This window comes from Microcystis protocystis FBCC-A270, from assembly GCF_050500235.1.
Classification (GTDB): Bacteria; Cyanobacteriota; Cyanobacteriia; order Cyanobacteriales; family Microcystaceae; genus Microcystis; species Microcystis ichthyoblabe_A.
On the sequence record NZ_CP191407.1, the window covers coordinates 3530357 to 3555726 of the forward strand.

Below are 25370 nucleotides of genomic sequence, written 5' to 3' on the forward strand. Positions count from 1 at the left end.
TAGGACACAATCAGGCATTACAGCCGTACATTAACAGATCGTCTTTCCAGTGAAAAGGATTCCTTCGGATCACGTTCCACGTTACCCCGGAGGAAAAACCGATCGCTTGTCAGTTATTGCGCCAATGATAGGGGCGCATCGTGGTCAGTGAGTTGATCGAACTGCGTGCGCCCAAAATGTAATATAGATATTTCGACCAAATTGAGATGCAGCCGCCGAAAATTCAAGAGCGATTCACTTACTGTCAGTAAGTCCCACTTCTTGTAACCTCCTCTTCAACCCAGACCGGTTACTGTACTGCTCGTAAATCCGGTTCAGGCGCTCTTGGAAAACGGCCAACTGGTTTTGATATTCGGCTAAATCTCTTAATTTGACCAACAATTTAACAGCCTCATCGTAGGATTTAGACTGAGCTTTCTGAATTAGGGACTCGACTTGCTGCCAAACTTGCGCTTCCCGTTTAGCTAAAGTTTGTAGTTCCTCAATTCGCTTGGCTTTCGCTTCTTGTTGTCGCCGTTTTTCTGCCTTTTTTCCTTCCTCAGCAGCAGCCTCAAGAAGTTCTTGGATCGTGCGTCGAGGCTGGTTAGAAGCAGGAGAATTAGGGATTAATTGAGATAGCTTTTGTTTGAATTTAGCAGATAAATTATGTTCTCCTTTAGCCAATCTTAATAGGAAATCTTCGCGTTCAGAAGCCGATAATTGGCTAATAGCTTGTTGCCAAGTTTGCTCCGAGATAGTTGTTAGTTTACCACTGGATGCACAAGCAACATTTAATAAGTGTTCGTCCAATTCAAAGATTTCCGTAAAAGCCTTTTGAGCGGCAGAAAGTTGCCCTAGTCCGGGGGGTAAAGGAGGTTCTAGTTGGGTCTTATCGATGTCTATATATCCCTCGGATAAGTCAATAGCTTTCAGCCAGGCTAAATATAATCCTCGATAATCTTGCTGGAGAATTTCTTGGCGTAATCCTATCAATTCCGATAGAATCCCTTCTCCTTCTATCCAGTCATTAAAACCCTCTTCTTGACTAAATTCCCAATCTAAAATTGCCCAATCTCCCGCAAAAGATAAGCTGATATAATTATCGATACAGTAAAGTTCAATTGTTTCTCGGTTGATCAGGGATGTGGGAAAACGAAACATTAATTGCTGTGTTCCCCAGTTGGTGATGTAGTACATGATATCGAAATACCGAGCCAGCACCTGTTTGGGATCCCCGCGAAAATTGCCGTAACTATAGTTGAAACTGGCAGTCGTTGCCGTCGGTTTGACGCGACTCGATAGCTCGCAGATGGCAGCCCTTTCCTCTTGGGTGAGGGGGCGATCGATAGCTTGGAATTCGTAATATTGGTATTCGCTCATGGTGTGCAACCTATCTCAAGGTTTATGATCGATATGCTGATAATTGTACGGGGATAGTTAGGGTTTAAAGATAAATTCGACAGGACGGGCGCTCTCGGATGTATTAGGAATAGCAAGAATAGGCAAATCGCCCGATCTTTACCGATAAGGAAAAAGTTCGGGTGATCGATCGGTAATTTTCCCGCATCTGTTTTTTCGAGAAATCTAATCTATTCCTTTGGATAGTGGCACGGTCAAAATCGATAAGATTATAATTTCTTTTGTTAAGCACTTTAGCGATCGCTAGATATTTGTACGATTCATTGTCGGCTAATCGTTAAATTTTGTGAAAAAAAACTCATTGGTTGAGATTATCGGAGATAGAATCAGAATAGTTGAATAAGGGGGAAATAATTAGAGCCTTTTGGCATGGTTTCTCGATGGAGAATTCTATAGATAAAAAAGCACTGGGTCTGCTTTTCCCGACTATTACCGGAAGATCGGTTTGGCGGGTACGGCGGTGGCGTGTTTTTGAATTTAAAGTGTGATCGCTGTTCTTAGGGAGCAGTTTGCGGTGGGGACAGTGACGGCAAAGACTATTCAACCGAAGCCGAAGGGATTGTGATATCTGCACAAGAAGTGGCAACTCGTAGAGCCGTTTTATCGGTTATCAACAGTTATCATTGCTACTTGATTTTGGTGAAGATTAGCCGTACTACATAAGATTTGAGGTTTATTTGTACGCTGCGCCTGAATTAATTCTTTATTCGTTGCTGCATCAGCGACGGCTAGGAGATAAATTTTATACTGCTGCTTATCAGTGATTGAGGTAGTTCCTGTGGTAAATTTAAATCTATTACTATTAGGGGAAGTTTCTTCATTAGGTCGTTCTATTACCTCTCCTTGTACAAAGCAATCTTTGTCATATATAGTGCCTCTCTCTCCTCTTTCATTTATATATTCCATAATCGGTGAAGCAATTAGCCAAAGTCTTTTTTCTCGACAGGGACTTATTTCGCCTTCTACTATAAAATTACCATCTACTTTGTTGTTCTCGGAAGAAGAGTCTGGGACTGAGATATTCCCCTCACATTGTTTTAAGCGGTTATTATCTGCGGTGAGTTTTTGATTTTTTGTGGTGAGTTTGAGATTTTCTTCCTCTGATTTTTTAAATTTATTTTCTTTGACCTCATAATTATTTTTGCTTAAAACCACATTCCCACTAAATTCATGCACTGCTCTTGCAGCCGCAAATCCTAGACCAAAGGCAGCAACAAGACTTGTTAGTGCCACTACCATAGGATGGTCTGCAAGAAGCTCAGATACTTGTTCTATAAACCCTTTCTTGGTTGGTGGTTCTGTCATTTCAAATAAGTTCCTTAATTTAGTAATTTCCTCAAAACTCTATCATATATCTGGACTTCCCAGCAATTCTCATTTTAAGGTTTCATGACCTTAAAACCCTTGCACCTAGCCTGCGTTATTCATGAAAACTGGGGAAAATCCTCAAAAGCCTTGTTAGGAAAGTCATTCAGCGATATAGCTAAAAAACAGTCTGTTTTTTGAGAGCCTCTTATAACTGGACTTCCCCCATACATAAATAATAAATACTAAAAAATTAACAAAACCCTTACTGCGTGGAGCTTCTCAGAAAAAATTGAAAAGAGACTGCTGGGTACATTTTTCACTTGAAAATGGCTGTACCGTTGACTGTATCTGGAGTAGAGCGATTCCGTAGAGTTAGCTGTATAGTGATCGCTAACCTGATTTTAACAGATAGTGTCATTAATCTCTAGAGTAAGGGATTCCCTCTGTAGCCATGTTTTTGCTGATTTTCTGCCCCGAAACAAGCTATAATGGTCTAAAGGTCAAATTTGAAAATTTTTGCCTCAAACCCTATCTGCGTAAGAACTTCAGGATTTTGTGTTTAGTAGTTCATTTGTATTATATTGCTTGAACTCAGGCTCTGTAAAACTTTTAGCCATAGCTAGTATGTTTATACGTGGGAAGTCCAGTTATAATCAGGGTTTTGGAAATTGGTGAATAATGCAGGCTAGAGGGGTTAATAATTCTTAACGAATCTCTAGATCGCTGAAACAACGCAAAATCGTTTCAAAATGAGAATTGCTGCACGAGGACTCGCCCTCCCCAACCTCAAAGTATCTTACTCTTTTCTTCTTTTCCGGGAGAGGGGTTGGGGTTGAGGGCAATTAACCATCTCTGCCATTACTTTTGAAAAATGGCATTAGAGAGCGTTAGGCAGGGACAGTGACCGCCGAAATCAGCAAAGACCGTTCAATTCCCCCAAAACAGCCTGATGTTTCTGCCGCGCTGACCTTTCCTCGGTCGATGTGCGCTGGTTGCCGATAGTCGATAGGTGGATTTCGATAATCCCGTCAATTCTTTCGCTCGATGGCATCGAGTTCCCGACATATTTCGGCGGCCAGCCGATAATCCACACTTCCCGTTAAAGTAGCTCCGTCATAGTGGCTGCCAGCATAGCAGCCGGGGTTATGGCAGCGAGGCAGTTTATCCCAGTTAAAGGTTTGAAAACAAGGGAAGCACAAGGTAAACTAATTATGATAAAACATTAATATAGAGGTTCTCACACCTGTGTGGCACAGTTAAACCTTTGCTGATTAAACTTTTTAACATTGATAATGTACCTCCTGTGAACAGGAAATACTATAAATAAGCGGTAAAAATGAAAGAAATTTAAGGGAACAATTAATTATGCAACTAGAAGATTATTTTTTATTTATCTCCGAAAATGATATTAGAATCAAAGGTAATCGCCTCGGAATTGATAACGTACTCTTTTATTTATTGGAAGGCTATACCCCAGAAGAAATAAATGCTATCTATCCTGATCTAAGTTTAGAGAAAATCTACGCGACTATTACTTATTATCTCCAGAATCGGCAAAAAATTGATGCCTATTTATTGCGCCTCCAGAATTGGCGAGAGACTCACTACCATGAAGCACTAAAACATCCTTCACCTCAACGAGAAAAGATGAGAAGAATTAAACAGCAAAGGCAAAATTCTGTCAAGGTATGAAAATCAAGTTTTTACTCGATGAAACCTTATCCCCCCGCTTGAAAGTTGCTGTCTTAAGGTTAAATCCAGAGATAGATATTTTACGCATTGGAGAGCCGAATACACCACCGTTAGGAACTCTTGACCCTGATTATCTCAACGACTCTTAGTGACAGATAATCGTACCAGTATGCCTGAACATTTAGAGGAATATTGGCAAAAAAATCAACAAATCTGGGGACTGTTTTGGATTCGTCCCACAACAACAATGGAAAAACTAGCCGAAGAATTAATTATGATTTGGGAAACTACCGAAGCAGAAGAATGGATCGATATTGTCGATTGGATTCCTTTTTAATTAATGATATAATAAGATTATTACCGTCCTTTTTATGCTTGATTATTAATTTGAATGACTCGCCAAATTCATGACCAATTTGCTAAGGAATATTTAGAGGAATTACTAACACCTCTAGGGACGATTAGAAAAAGTAAGAAAGTAAAAAGTGAGGTTCAAGAAATCGATGTCTGGTTTGAACCATTTAGCTCACCTACTCCCACTGAGTTACCTTTAGGGTTACTTGGAAAAATGGCGGCTACTTCCTGTTTGTTTGAACCTTTCCGCAATCCCCCGACCGAGGTAGAGATTCGCAGTTGTTTGTCAAAGTTATACGCGGTTCATGGGGATGTCTTGAGAAAAGCGAAACGGTCAAACAAAACTCTAACAGAAGCTGAACTACCAGTTCTCTGGATTCTAACGCCCACCTTTTCAGCTAGAATGATTGAAGATTTCGGGACTCACAGCGATGAGAGTAATTGGTTAACAGGGGTTTACTTTTTAGCGAAGTCTCTCAAAGCGGGTATCATCGTCATTCATCAATTACCAGTAAATGAAGACACCTTATGGTTAAGAGTATTAGGTAAAGGAGGAACTCAAAAACGAGCAGTAGAAGAGTTAGTTGAACTGCCAGAACGCAATCCTTTTCGAGAGAATTTATTAGAAATTCTGGCCAACTGGCGCAAAAACTTAGAATTGAGAGATAATTTAAGTACCGAAGAACAGGAGGACATCATGAATCTATCACCAGCTTATTTACAACAAAGGGAAGAGTGGAAGCAAGAAGGTACTTTAGAGGGACAACTTTCGCTGATAGCCAGTCTTCTGGAAGGACGCTTTGGCAGCCTAGATTCGGAATTATCTGGTCTGGTGGAACGGATCGCCCAACTTCCTATCTCGGAACGCACCGGATTGCTTCTTTCTTTGGCAAATTTATCCCGCGAGGAATTGTTGGAAAGATTGTAAATTTCGTTTCTCGCTCTTCTTACAGTCGTTCAACGATAACTGTTTTCCTTTTGTTTTTGCCGATAAGCTTCAAATTCGGGGTTACTGGCAAGAATTTGACGGACACGCTCGCGACTTATGCCGTATTTATCCCCTATTTGCTGATAGCTCAATCCTTGTCTATGGAGTTCTAAAAAATCGTAGCTTTTTTGCAGTTTTTCCTTTCTCTGTGCATCTCGTCTTGGGGTTGGACTCTTATCGCTAAGGTGTCCTACTATTTCCCTTCCCAACTCAGTCAAAGAATATTGAGAATCGTGGAAACTAACCAATCCTTGTTTTTCCAATTCTTTAAGTATTTTATGTACTCTGGTTAAATTATGAGCAGTTGTTGCCAATTGCCGAGATGGTTCCGAAAGTATCCGAATTGCCGAATCGATCTCAATCGGATAATCTAACATCCCTTTCAGAATCTGTTTCTGTTTTGCTTGGAGATTAGCGATCATCTCTTCTAAATGTTGAAAGTCTTCATTTTTATCCATCGGAATTATCATTTCAATAGACCTTTCCCTAGTCTGATAAAATCACAATCAGGGGATATTGTCAACAACTAACCGTAGCTTACCCAGTCGTTTATGTCTTGCTGATGCACTTTTTTAAAAATGGTGATAAACTCAACTGTACTGGGTACACTCTCCCTATCGGATGAATTTGAGAAAAAATCGAGAGAAAAAAACGATGAACGAACGAGAAACATCCAACAAAATTGAGGCGGGCGGGGGTTTTCCCGTATTGCAATATTGGGCAGAAAAAACTCTCTCTCCTCAAGGGGTTAAACTCTGGCAAACCTTGAATCATAAAAGTGCCTGTTTAGCTTGCGCTTGGGGAACGGGAGGACAAAAGGGCGGTTTTGTCAACGAAGCGGGGGAAAGTCTGCAACGTTGTCTCAAAAGTGTCGAGGCAGTTACTTCCGAATTAATGCCAGGTATTAAAACCGATTTTTTTCAGACCTATCATCTCGCTCAATTACAGTCCTTAACCTCCCTAGAATGCGATCGCTTGGGTCGTTTCAGTTATCCCGTCCTCTTAAAAGCCGGAGAAAGTCACTATCAACGTATTAGTTGGGAAGAAGTGTATCGATTAGCCGAACAAGCTTTTCGTCAACCGTCCGAGACCATTGCCTCCTATAGTTCGGGACGTTCTTCTAATGAAGCCGCCTATCTCTTACAATTGTTTTTCCGGGCATTAGGAAGTAATAATTTAGCCGATTGTTCCGATCTCTGTCATGCCGCCTCGACCGTAGGCTTAAAACAGGTTTTCGGAACCGGAACTTCGATGGTCAGTCTGGAAAGTTTAAAACAAGCCGATTGTGTGGTGTTAATCGGTTCTAACGCTCCGGCTAATCATCCTCGCCTGATGAATGAATTAATTCAAATTCGTGATCGCGGCGGTAAAATTATTATTATTAACCCGCAAATTGAAGTCGGATTGGTCAAATTCTCCTCACCCGCTTTTCCGATTAAATCCCTATTGCGGGGCGGTTCCGATATTTCAACTCTCTACCTACAGCCGATACCGGGTAGCGATACTGCCCTATTCGTCGGATTACAAAAATCTTTAATTGAACAAAATTTAGTGCGGTGGGATTATCTCAAATCCCGTACAGAAAATTGGCAATCTGTTATAGATTATGCCCGACAAACACCCTGGGAAACCATTACTAAAACCTGCGGTTTGTCCCGAGAAGAAATTGAAGCAACCGCCGCCCTTTTCGGCAATTTAGAGCGTGTGGTTTTCGCTTGGGCAATGGGGGTTACACAACAGGAAAACGGGGTAGATAATATTATCAGTATTGCCAATACCGCTTTAATGACGGGAAATGCTGGCAAAATCGGAGCCGGAACCATGCCAATCAGAGGTCATTCTAATGTACAGGGCTTCGGTTCCATGGGCGTTACAGTGAGATTACGTCAGGAAATCGCCGAGGCACTTGCTCAACTTTTAGGAAAGCCATTAAATATAACCGGCGGTTATGATACCAGGGCATTAATTGAAGCTGCCGAACGGGGAAAAATTAACACTCTTTTCTGTTTAGGAGGTAATCTTTATGGAGCAAATCCAGATTTAACTCAAGCCAAAAAAGCCTTAGCTCAAATTGATACAATTTTTTATGTAGCTACTAAGCCAAATTTAGGACATTTTCAGGGATTAGCCCGACAAAATACGATAATTTTACCCGTATTCGCTCGTTTTGAAAATCCTCACCCGACAACCACCGAATCGGGCAATAATTTTGTCCGTTTTAACGAGCGGGGAAGCAGTCATCTACAGGGTTCCCATGTGGATATCATCTCGGAAGTAGAACTGTTAACAAATATTGCCGTCAAGGTTTTAGGCACAAACCCGATTGATTGGTCGAGATTACACGATACCGCCTATATTCGTCAGTTAATCGCCAAAACGATTCCTGGTTATGAAAAGATCGGGCAATTAGATCAAACCCAAACAGAATTTACCATTAGCGGACGGATTTTTACCGAACCCCATTTTCCAACATCGACTGGAAAAGCGCAAATGTCTGTCACGCTTTTACCCACTTTAAAAGCACCGCAAAAGCAAGATTTCAATCAACCAGAAAATGCACCAGGAATTGCTCTGATTCTCGGAACAGGACGCAGTTATGGACAACATAATACCGTCGTTTATCAAGTGGGCGATAAATATCGGGGAATGCCTCACCGTCATTGTTTATTGATCAACGCCGAAGATGCCAAAAAAGCGGGCTTTCAAGAACATCAACGAGTCACCGTTCAAGGAGATGCCGGCAAATTAGAGAATATCGAACTTATTTTCGGTCCGATTCGCGAAGGTGTTGGCTTTATGTTCTATCCCGAAACCAATGTTTTATTCAAAGCTAAAATCGATCCTCGCTGTGGGACTCCTGCTTATAAACGAGTTCCCGTCTGGGTTTTTTAGTTATCAACTCCTCTAATTTTCTTTTTTGGAAATAATGAAATAGAGTTAACCAAGCCAACCAACGAATCGAGCAGAAGGGCTTCCTGAAAAGTTATGGTCGATTTGATCGCATTTCTGTTATCTTCTTCTTACCGTCATTAAAATAAGTAGGCATGGGCGAGTTTTTGCTAACCGTATTAAGCATAGCAAGTTTGTTTGCTGTCGGGATGGCTACCCCTAGCATTGCCAGTCCCACATCTGCAGCGACAAACTTGCAACTAGCTCAACGTCCTAACTGTAACAATCCCCAGACTCAAAGCGAAATGAACATTTGTGCCAGCATCGCTTATCAAAACGCCGATCGCAAGTTAAATCAAGTTTATCGACAACTACTGCCAAAACTGTCAGCTGCTCGCAAACAAAAATTAATTAGCGCCCAACAAGCTTGGATTAAGTTTAGAGACAGCAGTTGCGAATTTGAAAGAAGTGCCTATGAGGGAGGCTCTCTAGCTCCCATGATTTACGGTTTTTGTTTGGCAAATGTCACCGAGCAGCGTACCAAAGATTTGCAAAGATATTTAGAAGATAGCGATCTCTAAGTCAGAATCGCCGTTGATATTACCGATAATTCCTTAGACGTTTACTGCACAACAGCCTAAGCGGGTGAGGGGAATCGAACCCCTATCATTAGCTTGGAAGGCTAGGGTTTTACCACTAAACTACACCCGCATTTTCTCAGTAGCTTTGTTAGCATAACACGAATTGCCGATTTTTGCAAGTAGGGATTTTCAGCTTGTGAATCGCCTCTAGATGGTCATAGATCGCCTAAAAATCCCGATCGCTCCTTTTTATCCCCGATTTGGCTAAAAGTTTTCTCCACGCGATCGAGGTCTAGTTGGGAGAAATTATCGATCGCCCAGTTGGACACTCTCTGCATAAAATGGAAGGGGTAGGTATGAGCGATTCCCACCACCTGCATTCCCGCTCTTTTTGCCGCTTCGCAACCGGCAAAAGTATCTTCAATCACCAGACATTCCCAGGGTTGCAATTGCAGATTAAAATTCCAACGATTGAATCTTTCTACGGCCAGTAAATAACCATCCGGTTGGGGTTTACTGGTGCTGATCTCATCACCAGTGACAATGACACTAAAGTAATCCCCAAGGCCCGCCTGTTGCAAGATTGATTCTACTTCCGAGCGTATTGCTCCCGTCACCAAACCGATTTGTAGATCCCTGGCCTTAACCCGTTTTAAAAAAGAGTATATCTCTTCATAAATAGGAAGTTTCTCTAATTTTTCTAATCTTTCTCGGTATAAACTCGCTTTTTTGTTAATTAACTTAGTCAGATACTCCTCGGTTACTTGACGACCGCGACGGGTGAGAACATTACGCAAACAGACGCGATCGCTTCTTCCCAGACATAACTCCGCAAATTCCGACCCTAGGGGCAGCAAATTTTCCCCGAGCAAGATTTCATTGATTAACTCTTGATGGATTGGTTCATCATTGATGATCACCCCATTAAAATCGAACAGAACAGCCTTTAACATCAATCTTAGACAGAAAAGCTAATAAATACTCAGTGTTCTTGATTATACTAAAGTTTTTCGTCGGAGCCTGGCGGGTCTTGCCCCTTACCCCATCTCAACAAACAATTTTAATCGGAAAATTGCCAAGGCCTTGACAAATTCCCAGATTTGCTCTATTATTTTGTTATAGTGGGAATCCGTGCTGCCCTGTAACCCCCCTATTTGGGGCTGAGATATTAGCCAAAAATATAACAAAAGAATTTAGGGACCTGCGTGGGAATAATATCCCAACCGATCGGAGGGCGCAAGCTTTGCGCCCCTACAGTAACGGATTTTGTCCACAATGTAGGGGCGAACTGCGTTCGCCCAAAAGGTACATTAATGTAGGGGCGAACTGCGTTCGCCCAAAAGGTACATTATTAAAGCGCAAGTCCCTTAGGCCATTGTTTCCGATACCCAACGACGGAATAATTCCACAGCAATCCGATAACGAGAGTCTTGGCATTCGATGACATGATGATTTTCAAGGGTTTTTAGGGCCCGGTCGAGAGTTGTGGCAGTTAGTCCGGTGCTGGACAGTAAATCTGCCCGGGTTAATCCTTGCAGATGGGGAGAAAGAACTATTAAAATCTCCTGTTGTCCGGCCGCATCTTGTTTAGCCTGTTTCCAGACACCCGTAAAATAATAATTCCCCCTTTGGAAAAACTCAGCATCGATGGCTTTTTCCACATCTTCCACCTGAAAACGAATATCTTGGGGACGTTGCAACTCAAAGACCTGTTTATTATAAAAACGTACCAGATGAAAGCCGATCAGTTGTACTAGATAGGGTTGACCGTGGGTAAGTTGATAAATTTTGTCCAAAGCGGATGGGGTATAGTCTAGGGGAAAATCCTCGTCTTCCCCAACGGGATTAGCGAGGATAACGCGAGTAGATTCAGGAGAGAGGAAACTGACCGGAATCGGGTAAATACTGCCAAAAAAAGGATGAAAATAATCGGCAGTCATCTCCTCTAGGGTATGTAATCCGGCAAAAACAAAAGCTAGACGCGGACTACTCTGGACAAGGGAACGCAGATAGCCGAGGAAATTCCGGGGGAGGGTATTCGCTTCGATTAAATCCTCAATTATCTCGAACTCATCGAGGGCAATAATTAAACCGGTTTTAGCTTTTTCCGGCAGAATCTGGCGCATCAGACGGTCTAAATAACGATTAAAATACATTTCTGGATGTTGGGAGATTTTTTCCTCTTCTGGGGCATCAATTGCCAAAGTTTGGGCGATTTCCTCAGCCATAGTCAGGAGAACTTCGGCTAGGCTGGTTACTGTGGCCAAGCGCTGTAAATTAATGTAGATAACCGACACATCTGGTGGAAGATATGCCTCCAGATTGCGTAGAATCGAAGTTTTACCCATGCGACGATGACCATAGAGAACCACGGAGGATAGGTTATCTCCGGACCACATTGACTGAAGTTCCCGCAGGATATCCTCACGACCAACAAAGCGTTTACCGATCACCGGATCACCGATAATGTAGGGATTAGGAATCGGTTGGGTAATAGTTACCGTTCCCACCGTTCCCGCGATGGATGCGCTAATTTCTGCCCATTTTTCGGCGATAGAAAGGATTAATTCTTTTTCTGCTTGGGGTAAATTGGCCGCCTGTTGGCCGGCTATATCCCTTAATTCCCCGATAATCCGATTAAGAGCGAGGGATCTGGTCTGTTGGGAGTAACTTCTCTGGACTAAAGCCATTTCTGTGATAACTAGATTTAAACTGCTGATAGCTTGCCAAGTTTGCGGACGTAATGACGGTTCTGCGGCAATGGGGGCAACCTCCAGGGAAGCGATACTATCGGGAGTTGCTGCCTGACTAAATCGGTGTAAAGTTTGGGCGAGGCTATACATTTCTTCCCCGTAGGCAAGGGAACGTACCACAGCAAAGGCTTTTTCGGCTTTTTCGGTGTCCTGTTGGTGAAGATACCAAAAACCGGCGGCGGCGGCGCGAGCAGGGGTATCGAGACGGATTTTGCTGAGAGGAAAAGAAAACAGTTTCGCGGACGCATATTTTAACAATTGCCAATCGGAGGGATTTTCTGCCAGACGGGACACCCGATAGATAATTTCTGCCTCTGGGAATTGCGATAAAACGCGGTTAACGGCGACAAGGACAGGAATAAACTGGCGGCTGTACCGAAGGTATTGATTGAGGTTATTAATAGCCGTTTCCCAGTCTTGCTGTAACCATTGTTGTAGAGTCGAGGTTAACCCCGGCAGCGGTAGAAGGGTAATACGGGGAAAAAGTCGCCCTTGGGGACCAGCCAAAAGCCCGATTAGCCAATTATCAAGACGGAAAAAGGCGAATATAAACCCCACGCCCAACACCACGCCCAACACCACGCCGTACACCACGCCGTACACCACGCCGTACACCACGCCGGACACCACGCCGGACACCACGCCCAACACCACGCCCAACGCCACGCCGTACACCACGCCCAACACCACGCCCAACGCCACGCCCAACACCACGCCGGACACCACGCCGGACACCACGCCGTACACCACGCCCAACGCCACGCCCAACGCCACGCCGTACACCACGCCGTACACCACGCCGTACACCACGCCGGACACCACGCCGGACACCACGCCCAACACCACAAAGTACACGCCGCCCCCCACGCCCCACACCACGCGCACCCAATTAACAGAAAGTCCTAAATTTGCCGCTATGCTACAGATAATGAGAGGGGTAATTACAGTTAAGAGAAGACCCTGAATCCCTAGACGCAATTGTACGGGATGGTCGCGGAGAAATTGTCTTTTATCGCGCCATGTTTTCTGTTCTTGGAATTTATCGCCGCCGCCTCTCGTTTCCACATACCAGCGCACTGCTTGGGGAAAATAAAACACCCAGTACAACAGCAAAAGATAATCAAAGGGATTCCATAAAGATAAATCGCGTTTGAGTTTAGGAGCGAGATTAATTCTGGGGACGGTGCTTTCCTTCATAATTTTTATCTCTAGCTATTTACCCGGTGATGGTTTATTAAGTAGTTAGGTGTTAACTGTCAAACACCCCCCTTATCAAGGGGGGCAGGGGGGATCAAACCAAAAATTAAATCAACTTATTGTTTAGTTATAACCTAAGTTCGGGATGCTGAGTTATTGACTTTGGTTTGATAAAGTTTAAAACAATTTTGCATCACCTCTCGCGGCTTTCCTTGACTTTGCCTAACAAGAGAACTTATTTCCTCCTCAGTAAAAGTCACTCCAGTTTGACTTAGACGATGACTAATAAACTCTTTAATTTTAGCTTCATCCCATAATTTAATCGGAAATTGTTGACAAATTCCCTCGAAAGGTGAATCACCTCCTTTGTTATCAGGAAATAAAACATCAAGGGAACGATTAGCCGCTACTACTAATCTTAAAGGTGGATCGGGACGATTAGCTAACTCTCTTAATTGACTTCTAAGCTGATAGCTGAAATATTTTTGAGTCATATTATCTACCACATCCAATAATAACAGGATTTTGTGTTTTTCTAATTCCCTAGTTAATCTAGTTCCTTTGAGCGGTTTATCGTAATTCGCATCTATACCAATCTGATGACATAATTCATAATAAAAATCCTTATCTCCTGCTAATCCTTCTAAGTTTAGATACAAGGGTTGTCGATGACTAAGTAAATACTCCCTTGCTTGATGGTAAATTCCCCAAAGCAGGGTGGTTTTTCCCGTTCCCCTTTCCCCGATAATAGCAGCACTACTGCCGGAATTTAAAACCTCAAAAATATCTTTAATTTCTTGTTCCCGGCCAAAAATCTGCTGAATTTCTTTAATACCTCCGGAAGTGGGTTTAAAAGGATTATGGGCATTTTTTTGGGGTTGTAATTGCGGAAAATATTTAAAAATAGTCTGAACTGGAATCGCTCTTCCTCCTAAATCACTGTACTCATCTCTGGTTATATTCACCACTCCGCACACTTTCCCCGTGCGTAAATTTACAAGCGGTGAACCACTAAAACCGGGTTGTACTTGCCCTAATTTAAACTTGATTAGGGGGTTTTCATCCCCCGTTAAACCTATATACTCAAAGTCACTAGGATCACCGTTCGGATAATCGTTGGTATAGCCAAAAGTGTATAATTTATCTGTTAATTGTAAATCGTGATCAAAATCGACATATTTGTGATCTAAAGACGAGTTTAATTGTAAAAGAGCCAGATCGATCCCGTCTAGATTCGGTAAGTCGATAATTTTAGCCCCAGAAATTTGACCTTGCCAAATTATCTCGATAGTCTCGTTATTATCCCGCGCATCTTTTACCACATGAAGACAGGTCAAAATTAACCCTTGTCCCACAAAAAAGCCTGTTCCTGACGCATCGATTAACTTTAACCTGACAGTGTACGGAGGTAGAGATTCCGGGGTAAGCATTTAATCAATTTATCCTCCCCATTCTAGGGTAATTTTTAAATTTCCCTTTCCTTCACCTTCCACAATTAAAGCGGTTAGTTTACCAGATTTTACCCTGACTTCTACCCCAAATTCTACGGTGGCCTTTTTGGGCTGCACTTTACTTATCGTAGCAGCGATCGATTCAGTAACTGCCTCAATTGTATCAGCCACACTTTGAAAGTCAAATATTTGATCGGATACTTCCCGTTCACCACCGAAACTTCTCGCTTCCACTAACATGGTGACATTTTCTTTAACTTTAACTGAAATAATCTCATATTTAGATTCTGGCATAAGGCTCCTTCAATGACCCATTTATGGTTTTCTCGATTGCTTCTCGGACAAACTTATAGCGGAACTAAAAAGGCTTATATATATTTCGGCACGGATTCCCATTATACTAGAAAGTATAGGTCAAATCGAGGGATTTTGTCAAGTCTTTTTTGCCATTAATCTATTTGTGTTATGCAATAGAGGGGGTTATAAGGAATGAAACCCCGATAGAGACAGACATTGCTGCGATTTTTGTCAATTGTTTTCGCTCTAGAACAAACTAATCAATTAAGTCTCTTGCCATATAAGGATTTAGTCAATTTATGCCCCTATATCGAACCATACCAAGTAACGAAGAACCTTCTTTTTCCTCTTCTTCAATCGCCGATTTCGGGACAATGACGACGTTAACCGATTCTTCTACTTCGTTGAATAGTTCTAAAACATATCCTTCCTCACCCCCCTTCGGATGGGCAACTATATCAACAAGAATCGCCGAATCACCCTGCTTAAGATTGTATTCGGGAACGTCGCGGGCTAGGGTCACTTCTTCGTATAGTTGCGCCATGTTTTATTTTTCCTTTCGGGGTTTGAGGGTGATAAATTGAAATTGATGATCTAGGTTTCGTTTTAGCCAAATCGTGACAACGGATAGGGGAACTTGATTACTGCTGATTAATTCCCCCTCGACTCTATAGAAGGTTCCGTATTCGATTCACCGATCAAGTGTATTAATTGATATTGTTTCAAGTTTTTTTTGGGGTTGTAATTGCAGAAAGTTTTTTGAAATAGTCTGGACTAAAAAGGCTTATATATATTTCGGCACGGATTCCCATTATACTAGAAAGTATAGGTCAAATCGAGAGATTTTGTCAAGTTTTTTTTGCCATTAATCTATATAATTGTCGGGCTGCTCACCAGTCATTGTCCTGAAAAAAATTATGCCCCGGTTTGTTAAACAAGCATATATGCAGCGTTTAATCAAGTCAGTCCCGATGAAAAAATTTTCACCCCCACAGATGAAAGAGGTTTCTTTCCCTACACCCCACACCCTACACCCTACACCCTCTTTCAAGTCAGGACGGGAGACAAAAACGAGTTATTGGACAGAAAGAGGCGATGGGATGTTATTATTTAAAGCCGATTCCCCGGAAGCAGCCGAATTGATCATCGGGCAGCATCCCCTGGCGAATAGTAGTGGAATAGGCTATTAAAGGAGTGAACCCTGTGCAAATATTCACAACAATCCCCGGTTTACGCACTTTTTTGGCTGATTATCGCCATGATCACAGTATTGCCCTCGTGCCAACCATGGGCGCTCTCCATAAAGGTCATGCTAGTCTAATTCGACGCGCAGTGACGGAAGCGGAGGTAACTGTGGTCAGTATTTTTGTTAATCCTCTACAATTTGGCCCCACAGAGGATTTTTCTCGCTATCCCCGCAGCCTTGACAGCGATCGCCAATTGTGTGAATCTTTGGGAGTTGCTGCTATTTTTGCTCCCAGTGCGGAAACTTTAGGAATTGGTGATTCTGAGGAGATAACCGCAGTTGTTCCCCCGATTTCTCTGACTAGCGGGTTATGTGGTGCTTTTCGTCCGGGACATTTTCAGGGAGTAGCCACAATTGTCACGCGGTTGTTTAATATTATTGCACCGACGATCGCCTATTTTGGCGAAAAGGATGCCCAACAGTTAGCGATTATCCGGCAATTAGTCAGGGATTTAAATTTAGCGATCGAGATTCGCGCTTGTGCTACAGTGCGAGAAACATCGGGATTAGCAGTTAGTTCTCGTAATCAGTATCTATCGGCCACAGAAAGGGAAAAAGCGACAATTATCGCCCAAAGTTTGCAATTAGCCCTCGAAAGTTTTCGTTTAGGGGAAAGACAAAGGGAAAAATTACTGGCTATTGTGCAAAAAAATCTCGACAGAGTAGCAGAATTTCGCTGTCAGTATCTGGATTTAGTCCATCCCCAGAGTTTACAACCGATCGAGCAGATCGAGACAGGGGGACTGTTAGCGATCGCCGGATCGATCGGTCAAACCCGTTTAATTGATAATATTATCTTGCGTCAACGTCGGGCAGTTATCGCTATTGATGGACCTGCTGGAGCGGGAAAATCGACAGTAACGCGCTTAGTAGCGGAAAAATTGGGGTTAACCTATCTCGATACCGGTGCGATGTATCGCGCGGTGACATGGTTAGTGGTGAATTCCGGTCTGGATTTGTCCGCAGAAGCGGCCATCGCCGAGTTATTATCTTTAGCGAAGATAGAAATAATCCCGGCCGATAGTCCCGAAAATGTGACTATAGTGAAGATTAACGGGCAGGATGTGACTTTAGAGATTCGCTCTCCCGCAATTACCTCGCAAGTGTCCAGAATTGCCGCTCAAAAAGCGGTGAGACAGCAGTTAGTCACCCTGCAAAGACAGATGGGAATATCGGGGGGAATAGTTGTGGAAGGTCGGGATATTGGTACTAATGTTTTCCCAGAAGCGGAATTAAAGATTTTCTTGACAGCGACACCCGAAGAAAGAGCCAGAAGGAGATTAAAAGACTTAGAAGCGCAGGGAAATGGGGGTATTAGTCTCGCAGAATTAACCCAAGAGATTGAAAAAAGGGATTATTTGGATAGTAATCGCTCCCTAGCACCCCTGCGAAAAGCCACAGATGCGATCGAAGTTAATACCGATCATCTCACTATTACAGAAGTCACAGAAAAAATCATTGCTCTTTATCATCAAGGAGAAGAAAATCAATGGAGAAGCCTCTAGTTTTTTTAGATACTGATGTTTTGATTTCTTATCTACGAGGAGATCTTGCCAGTGTGCATTTATTTGATCGAGAAATACTCGATCGCGTTTGTCTTGCTATTAATGCGATCGTTTTACAAGAGTTATTATTTTTGGCAGAAGTTCGTAATCATCCTGAAATAGTCGATCGGATTCAAGAAAAGGTGACTATCTTGGATTTTGATTTAGTAAAACTTGATCAATATTGGCAAAATGCTAGAGATATTCGCAATATTTTGGTACACTCGAATGATGTTTTAATTTTAAGTAGTGCCGCTAATTGTGATTATTTAGTTACCTATGATCAAAAACTTAAAAAAGCCTCTAGTTATCTATATAACTCTAAACCGATGGTAGTAACACCTGAAGAATTATTAGAGGTTATCGATCAAAAAAATATAGTCCCTTCTAGCCTCTCTTGCCAAGGATATAAATCCTCAAATTTCCCCTTAAACAAGGTGATTTAGGGAGATATTTATGAAGTTAAATTATCTGAATTTATCATCTATCTGTTTAACGGTAACTTCCTTGATAATTATCGGCAGTCCAGCTATATCTTTAGCCGATCATAGATCACCAATAACTTTAGCTTCTCGGGATTTATCAAACCAGCAACAGGGAAAAAAAATTATTCTTAATGGTCGTTCTTTGCCCGTTTCTTGGCGACAGTGGACATCAGCAAATAGTACCAGAATCGCCATGGGTGACACGGGAGCAAGACAATTATTCGGCATGGATTTTCTTAGCACAAATGATCCAAAAAAGCAACCGATAAACTGGTTTAATTTACAAACTTTATCGGCTAATTTGATCAATTCCGATCGCTGGCTGGATGTTACGGATATTTTACTAACAATGGGGGCAACAACCACTATTAATGGCGATAGTTTAACTATTAACTTTGCTGCTGCCCAGATTCAAGATATTCAGCTAGAAAATTATGGAGCAGTACAAAGGATTATTATTCAACTCGATCGCCCGACCTTTTGGCAAGTTAGTCAGGCAAAAAATGAAGCTGTGATTACTCTAGAAGGAAATGCCCAACAATCCCTTATCTCTAGGTTTCAACCCCAAACTATCAGCAACAGTAATCAAAATAACGATGAAGATGATCTAGGAAACTCTAATAATAACTTACCTACTCAGATCACTTCCTTAGAAAATAATGGGGTGATCAGTCGTTTAAAAATTAACCTTCCCACTGCCTACGGATTACAGATCAGCAGTGTGGATAATCCTCCCCGAATTATCATTGATTCTCGTCCCGATGCTATGGATGAAAAGCGCATTGTTTGGCAACCAGGGTTAATCTGGAATCAAAAATATATTCAGTTAGATCAAGATTGGTTTCCCGTGACTTGGTTAGAAATCGATCCCAGAAATCCTCAGATAACTATTAAACCAATTACCGCTAATTCCACCTCAATGCGCGGCACTAATCCCCTGATCACGATTAATAGCGAAAGTAACGCAGTAGCGATGATTAATGGCGGCTTTTTTAATCGTAATAATCAGTTACCTTTGGGAGCAATTCGTGTGGATGGCAAATGGTTATCTGGACCAATTTTAAACCGAGGAGCGATCGCATGGGATAATCGTGGTAAAATCAGGATCGATCGCCTCAGTTTAGAGGAAACCCTCATTACTGCCACCGGACAACGTTTTCCCCTAACCCATTTAAATAGTGCCTTCCTAACAGCCGGCTGCAGTCGTTATACTCGCGATTGGGGGAGTAATTATCATCCCCTCACCGAGCGGGAAACCGGGTTAGTCGTCCAAGGCGATCGCGTAACGGAGAAATTAAATAATCTTTCCCCACAGGATAGTATAGAAGTACCAGAAAATGGCTATTTAGTCATCTGCCGAAAGACAGATATTAATTTAAATATTGGTGAGACAGTCAACCTCGATAGCGTCACCCTACCGGGAGATTTTGCTAATTATCCTCAGATTTTAGGTGCTGGCCCCCTATTATTGCAGAATGGGCGCATAGTTTTGGATGGAAATGCCGAAAAATTTAGTCCTGCATTCCAAAATCAACAAGCTTCCCGCAGTGCGATCGCAGTTAGTCAAGAAGGAAAAATTTTGCTAGTTGCTATCCATAATCGCGTCGGGGGAAGGGGGGCAACTTTAGGCGAATTAGCCCGAATTTTGCTGTTAATGGCGGCAAAGGACGGTTTAAACCTAGATGGGGGTAGTTCCACTGGAATAACCTTAGGGGGTTATCTGCTCGATCGCTCTGCCGTTACCGCCGCAAAAGTCCATAATGGAATAGGAATATTTTTATCCCCGTCTCCTTGAAAGGTGTGAAAACAATGGATAATAGCGACTGGATTAAACAATTGCTGCTGATGGGTATTGGCACCACTTCCATGGTGGCAGAAAAGATCAAAGAAGTGAGCGACGAATTAGTCAAAGACGGTAAAATCAATTCTGATCAGGCTAAAAACTTTGTCGATGATCTGATGACACAGATGAAGTCTGAACAGGGGAGCTTCGAGAACAACTTAGAACGCTATATTCGCCAGATTTTGCAGGATTTAGGGGTTCCCCGACAATCGGAAATGGACGAACTGCGGGGAAGGATTGATAGATTAGAACGACAGGTGAGAGACTTAGAGAATAAACTCTGGCGTTAGGGAACTATGAAATCAATGCGCGAAATCTTGCTCAGTTTTGCTATCATTGCGGTTTGTGGCTTATTTTTAATCGTTGCTTCCCTCTTTGGTGGAGGGGAAAAAGCCAATGCGATCGCCGCAGAAATCGATCCACCCCCTATCACTCAAACTATTAATAAGGAAATCATCTCCATGGATTTAGATCAAGCAGTTACCACCGATTCGGGACTAAAATACATCGATATCGTGGAAGGAACTGGAGAAACTCCCCAAAAAGGTCAAAAAGTGACTGTTCACTACACGGGAACCCTGACAGACGGCAAAAAATTCGATAGTTCTAAGGATCGCAATCAACCTTTTACCTTTACCATTGGAGTTGGTCAAGTGATCAAAGGATGGGATGAAGGAGTCGCATCGATGAAAGTCGGTGGACAGCGTACCTTAATTATCCCCCCAGAATTGGGTTATGGTGCGCGGGGTGCCGGTGGGGTAATTCCTCCCAACGCGACTTTACTTTTCGATGTGGAATTGTTGGGAGTTAAATAGGTTTTTCCTCTGATTTTTCACTTCTACCCGCATCGATCCTGAATGCGGGTTTTTTGACAGATTGCTGGAAGCTAAAGGCCAAATCAGGAAGATTTAGTAAATTCTAGACCGTTTTCGCTACCGTAACGTTCCATAAAACGCATAAAACGATCCCACTCTGCGGGAGAATTAAAAATAACCGTAGCTTCGATCGCCGTGGGTTTACCGTTGATGAATTTGCCTTTTACTTCCCTGGTGACGATTTCTCCTTCTTCATCGACGAGATACATCCCCGTGATTTCCTCGGTTTGTTGATCTCCGAGGATAGTCGGTTGATCAAAATAAAATTTTGCCGATCCCTTCTCTCCCGTTTTAGTGCGACTTAAGCGGATATCGGGAACAACTGGTTCTTTTAACCCCCTGGAAAACTGAATTTCTGCCATTACTTTTCTTTATCCTTCTCATAAAATAGACATTTCTAGATCATCTCACACCAAGTCGCAAGTAAAAAGCAGATGGGACACCATAAACTTAAAGTATCCACGGTAAACTCGCGGGGGTGGGTTTGACTGATGAAAGATCACCTGTAAACCTCTCCCTTCCCACTGATAACCAATAACTGAGATGAGATGGTTTTATTAGAAGCAGCGGTTCATTCTTCCCTACGCGCTTTTTTACGCGAACAAGGACGCTTTTACTGGTCTCATCATCTCACTATGGGGCGACTGGTGGCTAGAGCTTTACGCTTAAAACGGTCCTCTCTCATACAAACTGGAACTACTCTGTCCCGTTATTGTCTCAGTTATCTCACCCCGGCTCTTTTGGGTGATACACCTGTTCTGATTGTTGCTCCAGAGTCGGAAGTAAACCTACTGTTAGAAGTGGAAATCCCCCATCTGCAAGCATGGTTACAAACTCAACGAGCTATCCTCAAAAGCGATCGCTTTCCCGCTAATTTTACCGGTTTACTCCTCACCACACCCCAACAATGGTTAGAGGATAAATTGGGCAATCTCGGTCATTTTCCCCAGAATATCCCCACTATAATCGATCGAGCCGAAGATTTAGAAACTTGTCTAGTAGATTATCTCACCGTCACCATTACTCCCGAACAATGGTCTGCTTTAGAGTCAGCATATCCCCAGCATAGAGAGTTTATAGACTTAATTAAAGCACAACTTAGCCAAAGTATTCTTGGTCATCCCATTAATCCCTATAATTGCTATCTTATTGATGCCAAGGAAAAAGAATATATAATTGCTCTCCTGCAACGCTTGCATCAAGACTTAACCACTGATTCTGTTTGGCAACTTTTAGCGGCAAAAATCCCCGAGCATAATTATCTCCTCTGGACATCAGTAGATCGAGATCGAGAAGAATTTACCCTAAAAATCAGTCCTTTGGAGGTGGCTAGTTTTTTCAAACCAATTTGGCAGCAGCAACCCTTTGTTTTAATCGGCAGTTTTTTAGATAGCGAAAAATCCGCTAATTTATACCGTCAAAATCAAGGTATCGGAGAAATTTTAACTCTAAAGTTTGCAGCTGATCGCGAAAGTGAATATATTCATTTATATCTACCCGATCGCATCAGCGCCCCCAATACCCCCGAATTTCAACCGATGTTATTAAAGCAAGTGCGGGAATTAGTTAGTGCTAATCATACCAGTGAACAACCGATAGTAATTCTGATTGAAGATGTTCCCCTCAAAGCACAAATTGCCACCCAAATCGCAGCCGATTACGGTTCGCGAGTACAAGTGGAAAAAACTGGGATTAATAGTAATACTATTCTGGTTTCTGGTTGGCAATTCTGGCAAACCCATCAAGAAAAATTTCTCACCCCCAGTTTATTAATTATCGCTACTTTACCCTTACCTTCCCCCGAAAATCCTCTTGTTGCTGGCAAAATTGCCTACTATAAACGACAACATCTCGACTGGTTTCGTGCCTATCTTTTACCCACAGCAGTGAGAGAAATTCAGCAATCTGTTCAGTCTCTCCGGGAGTGTCAAGGTTGTGTGGCTGTCCTCGATAATCGTGTCAATGCTCGCAGTTATGGCCGACAAATTCTCTCCGCTTTAGAACCCTATGCTAAAGTTAATTATCTCGATCAACAATTTTTTCAAGATAAAGATTAAATCAGTTATCAGTTATCAGTTATCAGTTATCAGATGGGGTGCATCTCAATTTTGTAGAAATATCTATATTACATTTGGGCGCACGCAGTGCGCCCCTACCATTGACGCGATAATATTATTGTAGGGGCGAATTGCATTCGCCCTCTTGGAATAACTTCTGCTGCTCACCAATATGTGAGAGAATGTCACCAATAAGAGATGCACCCTATCAGTAATCAGTTCACTGTTCACTGTTTACTGATCACTGATCACTGATTACTGATAAAATCTCCCCCAGAGCCATATTTCCAACTGTCTAAATAACGATGATAAAGATATTTTTGCTTGTCGGGTAACTTTTCTAAAACAGGTTTTAAGCTGGTTGCTAAGGGATATAAACCACTATACAAAGCTAAACTAAAATAATGTCCTGTCCAATCAATAAAAGGACTGATACCCACTTGCGGAATCATCGGTAAAACTAATTGAGGATTAACCAAAGGCAAAGTTTTTGAGAGGGAAGAAAACTGCACCACATCCTGTAAAAACGGTTTTAATACCTCATCTCCCAACTTATCCATTACCCGAAAAACTCCACTCATTAAGTCATTAATTTGATTGGGATTAGGGTTAGCAGACATGGCAACACTCATAGTTTTTTGAAATAGCCACGTTACCGATATATTCGGTTGATAGGGTTGTAAAAGGGCTAAATCTTCTCGGTTTAAAGCATCGATTTGTAAAGCTTCCTCGATGGCGAAAGTTAGCCTTTTTAAATGCCTAACCATTGCCCCAAAACCACCAAAACTGACCGGAGATTGACTACCACTACTATCTCCCACTGCCAGAATTCTTGACCAGGGCATCTTTAAAGGACTTTGACGATAGGCAGGGAAAAAACCCGCTAGAAAACGCTGAAAGTTTACCGCTTCTAAATCCACCTTTTGATACTCTGGCAGTAATCTTAAATACTCCTCCATCAAAAATTCTAAACTAAAGCGATCGGGATGGGTATCAAGATAGGTAAATAAATAAGTTGTCCGACCATCCCTAGCGGGAAATGCTTCCCAAAAGTATTGACATTGGTGCAAGATTGGGGTAAAAGAATAAATCAAATCACCAGTTTCATTACTGGGAAAACCCTGACCGCAACTACCCACCACTAAACAAACTCCATCGGGTTTTTCTCCTTTTCTTGCCTGTTTTGCAATTGGGGAAAAATGACCCATGGCATCGATTAATAAACGGGTTTTTAAAGTCATTTCTCCCGTTTTAACCATTACCCCGTCAGGATGAATAATTGCCCCGCTAAACCCGGAATTTTCTAATAACTTTCCTCCCGCTTGCAAAAACTTAGTTTTTAAAGTCTCTAGCAAATAAACCGGATCAACACCAATATTTAAAATATCTCTAACCCAAAGCTCATAACCTTGATAAAATCCCACCCTCCCAGGATTATATTCCGTCGCTATTGCTTGATTTAATTCCGCTTCGGTCAATAAATCTAACTCTAAAAAACTGCTTAATTCTAAACGGGAAATATTCCACTCCTGCTCACGACCGCGCAGAATACCTCTTTCTAATAATGCCACACGCCAGCCCCTAGTTTGTAAAGCAGCCCCGATAAAAATTCCCAGGGTTCCCCCCGCAATAACTAGATCAAAATCCGTCTCTCCTAAAGATTCTTGACTTTGATTAATTACCGTAGGAATAAGCGGATTTTCTAAACGCAAAGCTTGCCAAGTTCGATCGCTGGCTCGCAATTGTTGTAAACTCTGAGGAGATACTCGATCGAGTAAAGATGCAACTAAAGACATAATCTTATATCAGTTATCAGTTATCAGTTATCAGTTATCAGTTATCAGTTTTCAGTTTTCAGTTTTCAGTTCACTGACTGAACACTCAAAAAAGCTCCCTTCTAGCCGTTTCCTAACATTATAGACTGGCCATCTCACCATTAAGATAACTGCTCTATACGAGAAACCTATTTAGATTGGAAAAACTTTTTCCCTTCTTCAATGAGTTTATTAATATCCTTGAGAGAAACTCTAAAAATAGCTAAAACTCCCGTGAAAACTAATAAAAAACCGATAAAACTATTCCGATCATAGAGAAATAAACCCACTAAAACGATAAAATAGGGAGAGAGAATTTTACTAATATTTTCAACTACAGTAACCACCTCTGGAGTAGGAGTCTCAACAAGATTAATATCGGTTTTATCCTGATCTGGTTCAAGATTTTGCTTAATCGAAAACATCACCTCCTGTAGGTCTTTTACCTCCGGTGGGTTCGGTTCCTTCCCTGGTTTGCCAAACATTTTTAACTCCCTCGCCAATTTATCTATACCATCTATGGTAGCCAAAAAAAGGGCAAGCGGGAAAAGCGCGAGCAGGTCGAGAAATTCTCAGGGCAATTTTCCTTATAACCCCC

General features: G+C 42.2%; 25 protein-coding genes, 1 tRNA gene and 1 pseudogene. 13 read left to right on the forward strand and 14 right to left on the reverse strand.

The window, feature by feature from the left end:
* Positions 1 to 234: 234 nt before the first annotated feature.
* From ACQY1X_RS17165 to ACQY1X_RS17175, 3 genes are all read right to left on the reverse strand, one after another.
* Positions 235 to 1359 (reverse strand): hypothetical protein, encoded by a 1125-nt coding sequence (locus tag ACQY1X_RS17165; RefSeq protein WP_430014931.1) that lies wholly within the window; start codon positions 1357 to 1359, stop codon positions 235 to 237.
* A 639-nt stretch (positions 1360 to 1998) separates the two neighbouring features.
* Entirely contained in the window at positions 1999 to 2703 is a 705-nt protein-coding gene (locus ACQY1X_RS17170) for a hypothetical protein (protein ID WP_430014932.1), read from the reverse strand.
* A 1031-nt stretch (positions 2704 to 3734) separates the two neighbouring features.
* Entirely contained in the window at positions 3735 to 3905 is a 171-nt protein-coding gene (locus ACQY1X_RS17175; protein WP_430013207.1) for a hypothetical protein, read from the reverse strand.
* A 166-nt stretch (positions 3906 to 4071) separates the two neighbouring features.
* Between ACQY1X_RS17175 and ACQY1X_RS17180 the strand changes: the two genes are divergently transcribed.
* Genes ACQY1X_RS17180 through ACQY1X_RS17195 form a run of 4 tightly spaced genes read left to right on the forward strand, consistent with a single transcriptional unit; the run spans position 4072 to position 5680 of the window.
* Positions 4072 to 4398 carry a DUF433 domain-containing protein gene (locus ACQY1X_RS17180; protein WP_430013208.1) on the forward strand — a complete coding sequence of 109 codons (327 nt, stop codon included), beginning with the start codon at positions 4072 to 4074 and terminating at the stop codon, positions 4396 to 4398.
* On the forward strand, positions 4395 to 4547 hold the full coding sequence (locus ACQY1X_RS17185) for a hypothetical protein (protein ID WP_002796188.1): 153 nt from the start codon (positions 4395 to 4397) through the stop codon (positions 4545 to 4547). Before ACQY1X_RS17180 ends, ACQY1X_RS17185 begins: the two co-directional genes overlap by 4 nt.
* Positions 4547 to 4735: a hypothetical protein gene (locus ACQY1X_RS17190; RefSeq protein ID WP_287636579.1), complete on the forward strand. Its 189-nt coding sequence runs from the start codon at positions 4547 to 4549 to the stop codon at positions 4733 to 4735. Before ACQY1X_RS17185 ends, ACQY1X_RS17190 begins: the two co-directional genes overlap by 1 nt.
* Positions 4736 to 4789: 54 nt before the next feature.
* On the forward strand, positions 4790 to 5680 hold the full coding sequence (locus ACQY1X_RS17195; RefSeq protein ID WP_069475148.1) for a hypothetical protein: 891 nt from the start codon (positions 4790 to 4792) through the stop codon (positions 5678 to 5680).
* A 29-nt stretch (positions 5681 to 5709) separates the two neighbouring features.
* Here ACQY1X_RS17195 and ACQY1X_RS17200 read toward each other — a convergent pair whose 3' ends face one another.
* Complete coding sequence (locus ACQY1X_RS17200; RefSeq protein WP_002736581.1) at positions 5710 to 6198, reverse strand: sigma factor-like helix-turn-helix DNA-binding protein; 489 nt, start codon at positions 6196 to 6198, stop codon at positions 5710 to 5712.
* 196 nt (positions 6199 to 6394) lie between these two features.
* Here ACQY1X_RS17200 and ACQY1X_RS17205 point away from each other — a divergent pair, with 196 nt between their 5' ends.
* Both ACQY1X_RS17205 and ACQY1X_RS17210 read left to right on the forward strand, forming a co-directional pair.
* The gene (locus ACQY1X_RS17205) at positions 6395 to 8632 is read left to right on the forward strand and encodes an FdhF/YdeP family oxidoreductase (RefSeq protein ID WP_430013209.1); all 2238 of its coding nucleotides are present in this window, start codon (positions 6395 to 6397) and stop codon (positions 8630 to 8632) included.
* A 152-nt stretch (positions 8633 to 8784) separates the two neighbouring features.
* Entirely contained in the window at positions 8785 to 9210 is a 426-nt protein-coding gene (locus tag ACQY1X_RS17210) for a lysozyme inhibitor LprI family protein (RefSeq protein ID WP_069475149.1), read from the forward strand.
* Between the two features lie 59 nt (positions 9211 to 9269).
* On the opposite strand, the gene ACQY1X_RS17215 is transcribed toward ACQY1X_RS17210, so the two are convergent.
* The 7 genes and pseudogenes from ACQY1X_RS17215 to ACQY1X_RS17245 all read right to left on the reverse strand — a co-directional run.
* A tRNA-Gly gene (locus ACQY1X_RS17215) sits at positions 9270 to 9340 on the reverse strand.
* An 85-nt stretch (positions 9341 to 9425) separates the two neighbouring features.
* The gene (locus ACQY1X_RS17220) at positions 9426 to 10163 is read right to left on the reverse strand and encodes an HAD family hydrolase (RefSeq protein WP_430013210.1); all 738 of its coding nucleotides are present in this window, start codon (positions 10161 to 10163) and stop codon (positions 9426 to 9428) included.
* Positions 10164 to 10577: 414 nt separating this feature from the next.
* Positions 10578 to 13160 (reverse strand): AAA family ATPase, encoded by a 2583-nt coding sequence (locus ACQY1X_RS17225; protein ID WP_430014933.1) that lies wholly within the window; start codon positions 13158 to 13160, stop codon positions 10578 to 10580.
* A 134-nt stretch (positions 13161 to 13294) separates the two neighbouring features.
* Positions 13295 to 14590, reverse strand: coding sequence for a trypsin-like peptidase domain-containing protein (locus ACQY1X_RS17230; RefSeq protein WP_430014934.1), 1296 nt, complete (start codon positions 14588 to 14590; stop codon positions 13295 to 13297).
* A gap of 9 nt (positions 14591 to 14599) precedes the next feature.
* On the reverse strand, positions 14600 to 14905 hold the full coding sequence (locus ACQY1X_RS17235) for a CU044_2847 family protein (RefSeq protein WP_016516640.1): 306 nt from the start codon (positions 14903 to 14905) through the stop codon (positions 14600 to 14602).
* A 295-nt stretch (positions 14906 to 15200) separates the two neighbouring features.
* Positions 15201 to 15452, reverse strand: coding sequence for a DUF4926 domain-containing protein (locus ACQY1X_RS17240; RefSeq protein WP_272104709.1), 252 nt, complete (start codon positions 15450 to 15452; stop codon positions 15201 to 15203).
* A gap of 3 nt (positions 15453 to 15455) precedes the next feature.
* Positions 15456 to 15596 (reverse strand): annotated as a pseudogene (locus ACQY1X_RS17245) (DUF6883 domain-containing protein); the annotation flags it as partial.
* Positions 15597 to 15825: 229 nt separating this feature from the next.
* Between ACQY1X_RS17245 and ACQY1X_RS17250 the strand changes: the two are divergent.
* From ACQY1X_RS17250 to ACQY1X_RS17275, 6 genes are read left to right on the forward strand one after another with little or no spacing between them, the layout of a single operon-like run.
* The gene (locus ACQY1X_RS17250) at positions 15826 to 16098 is read left to right on the forward strand and encodes a hypothetical protein (protein WP_430014935.1); all 273 of its coding nucleotides are present in this window, start codon (positions 15826 to 15828) and stop codon (positions 16096 to 16098) included.
* Between the two features lie 13 nt (positions 16099 to 16111).
* On the forward strand, positions 16112 to 17659 hold the full coding sequence (locus tag ACQY1X_RS17255; protein ID WP_430013213.1) for a bifunctional pantoate--beta-alanine ligase/(d)CMP kinase: 1548 nt from the start codon (positions 16112 to 16114) through the stop codon (positions 17657 to 17659).
* Positions 17644 to 18144 (forward strand): type II toxin-antitoxin system VapC family toxin, encoded by a 501-nt coding sequence (locus ACQY1X_RS17260; RefSeq protein WP_002803933.1) that lies wholly within the window; start codon positions 17644 to 17646, stop codon positions 18142 to 18144. Before ACQY1X_RS17255 ends, ACQY1X_RS17260 begins: the two co-directional genes overlap by 16 nt.
* A gap of 10 nt (positions 18145 to 18154) precedes the next feature.
* Positions 18155 to 19978: a phosphodiester glycosidase family protein gene (locus ACQY1X_RS17265; protein ID WP_430013214.1), complete on the forward strand. Its 1824-nt coding sequence runs from the start codon at positions 18155 to 18157 to the stop codon at positions 19976 to 19978.
* Positions 19979 to 19992: 14 nt separating this feature from the next.
* A complete protein-coding gene (locus ACQY1X_RS17270) occupies positions 19993 to 20316 on the forward strand; it encodes a phasin family protein (RefSeq protein WP_002746237.1) in 324 nt (107 codons plus the stop codon).
* A gap of 6 nt (positions 20317 to 20322) precedes the next feature.
* Positions 20323 to 20841 carry an FKBP-type peptidyl-prolyl cis-trans isomerase gene (locus ACQY1X_RS17275; RefSeq protein WP_002773862.1) on the forward strand — a complete coding sequence of 173 codons (519 nt, stop codon included), beginning with the start codon at positions 20323 to 20325 and terminating at the stop codon, positions 20839 to 20841.
* An 83-nt stretch (positions 20842 to 20924) separates the two neighbouring features.
* Here ACQY1X_RS17275 and psb28 read toward each other — a convergent pair whose 3' ends face one another.
* Positions 20925 to 21263 carry a photosystem II reaction center protein Psb28 gene (psb28, locus tag ACQY1X_RS17280; RefSeq protein WP_002755988.1) on the reverse strand — a complete coding sequence of 113 codons (339 nt, stop codon included), beginning with the start codon at positions 21261 to 21263 and terminating at the stop codon, positions 20925 to 20927.
* A gap of 186 nt (positions 21264 to 21449) precedes the next feature.
* On the opposite strand from psb28, the gene ACQY1X_RS17285 reads away from it, so the two are divergent.
* Positions 21450 to 22958 carry a helicase C-terminal domain-containing protein gene (locus ACQY1X_RS17285; RefSeq protein ID WP_287636596.1) on the forward strand — a complete coding sequence of 503 codons (1509 nt, stop codon included), beginning with the start codon at positions 21450 to 21452 and terminating at the stop codon, positions 22956 to 22958.
* Positions 22959 to 23206: 248 nt separating this feature from the next.
* Here ACQY1X_RS17285 and ACQY1X_RS17290 read toward each other — a convergent pair whose 3' ends face one another.
* The gene (locus tag ACQY1X_RS17290; RefSeq protein WP_430014936.1) at positions 23207 to 24754 is read right to left on the reverse strand and encodes an FAD-dependent oxidoreductase; all 1548 of its coding nucleotides are present in this window, start codon (positions 24752 to 24754) and stop codon (positions 23207 to 23209) included.
* A gap of 167 nt (positions 24755 to 24921) precedes the next feature.
* Positions 24922 to 25257: a hypothetical protein gene (locus tag ACQY1X_RS17295; RefSeq protein WP_430014937.1), complete on the reverse strand. Its 336-nt coding sequence runs from the start codon at positions 25255 to 25257 to the stop codon at positions 24922 to 24924.
* Positions 25258 to 25370: the final 113 nt, after the last annotated feature.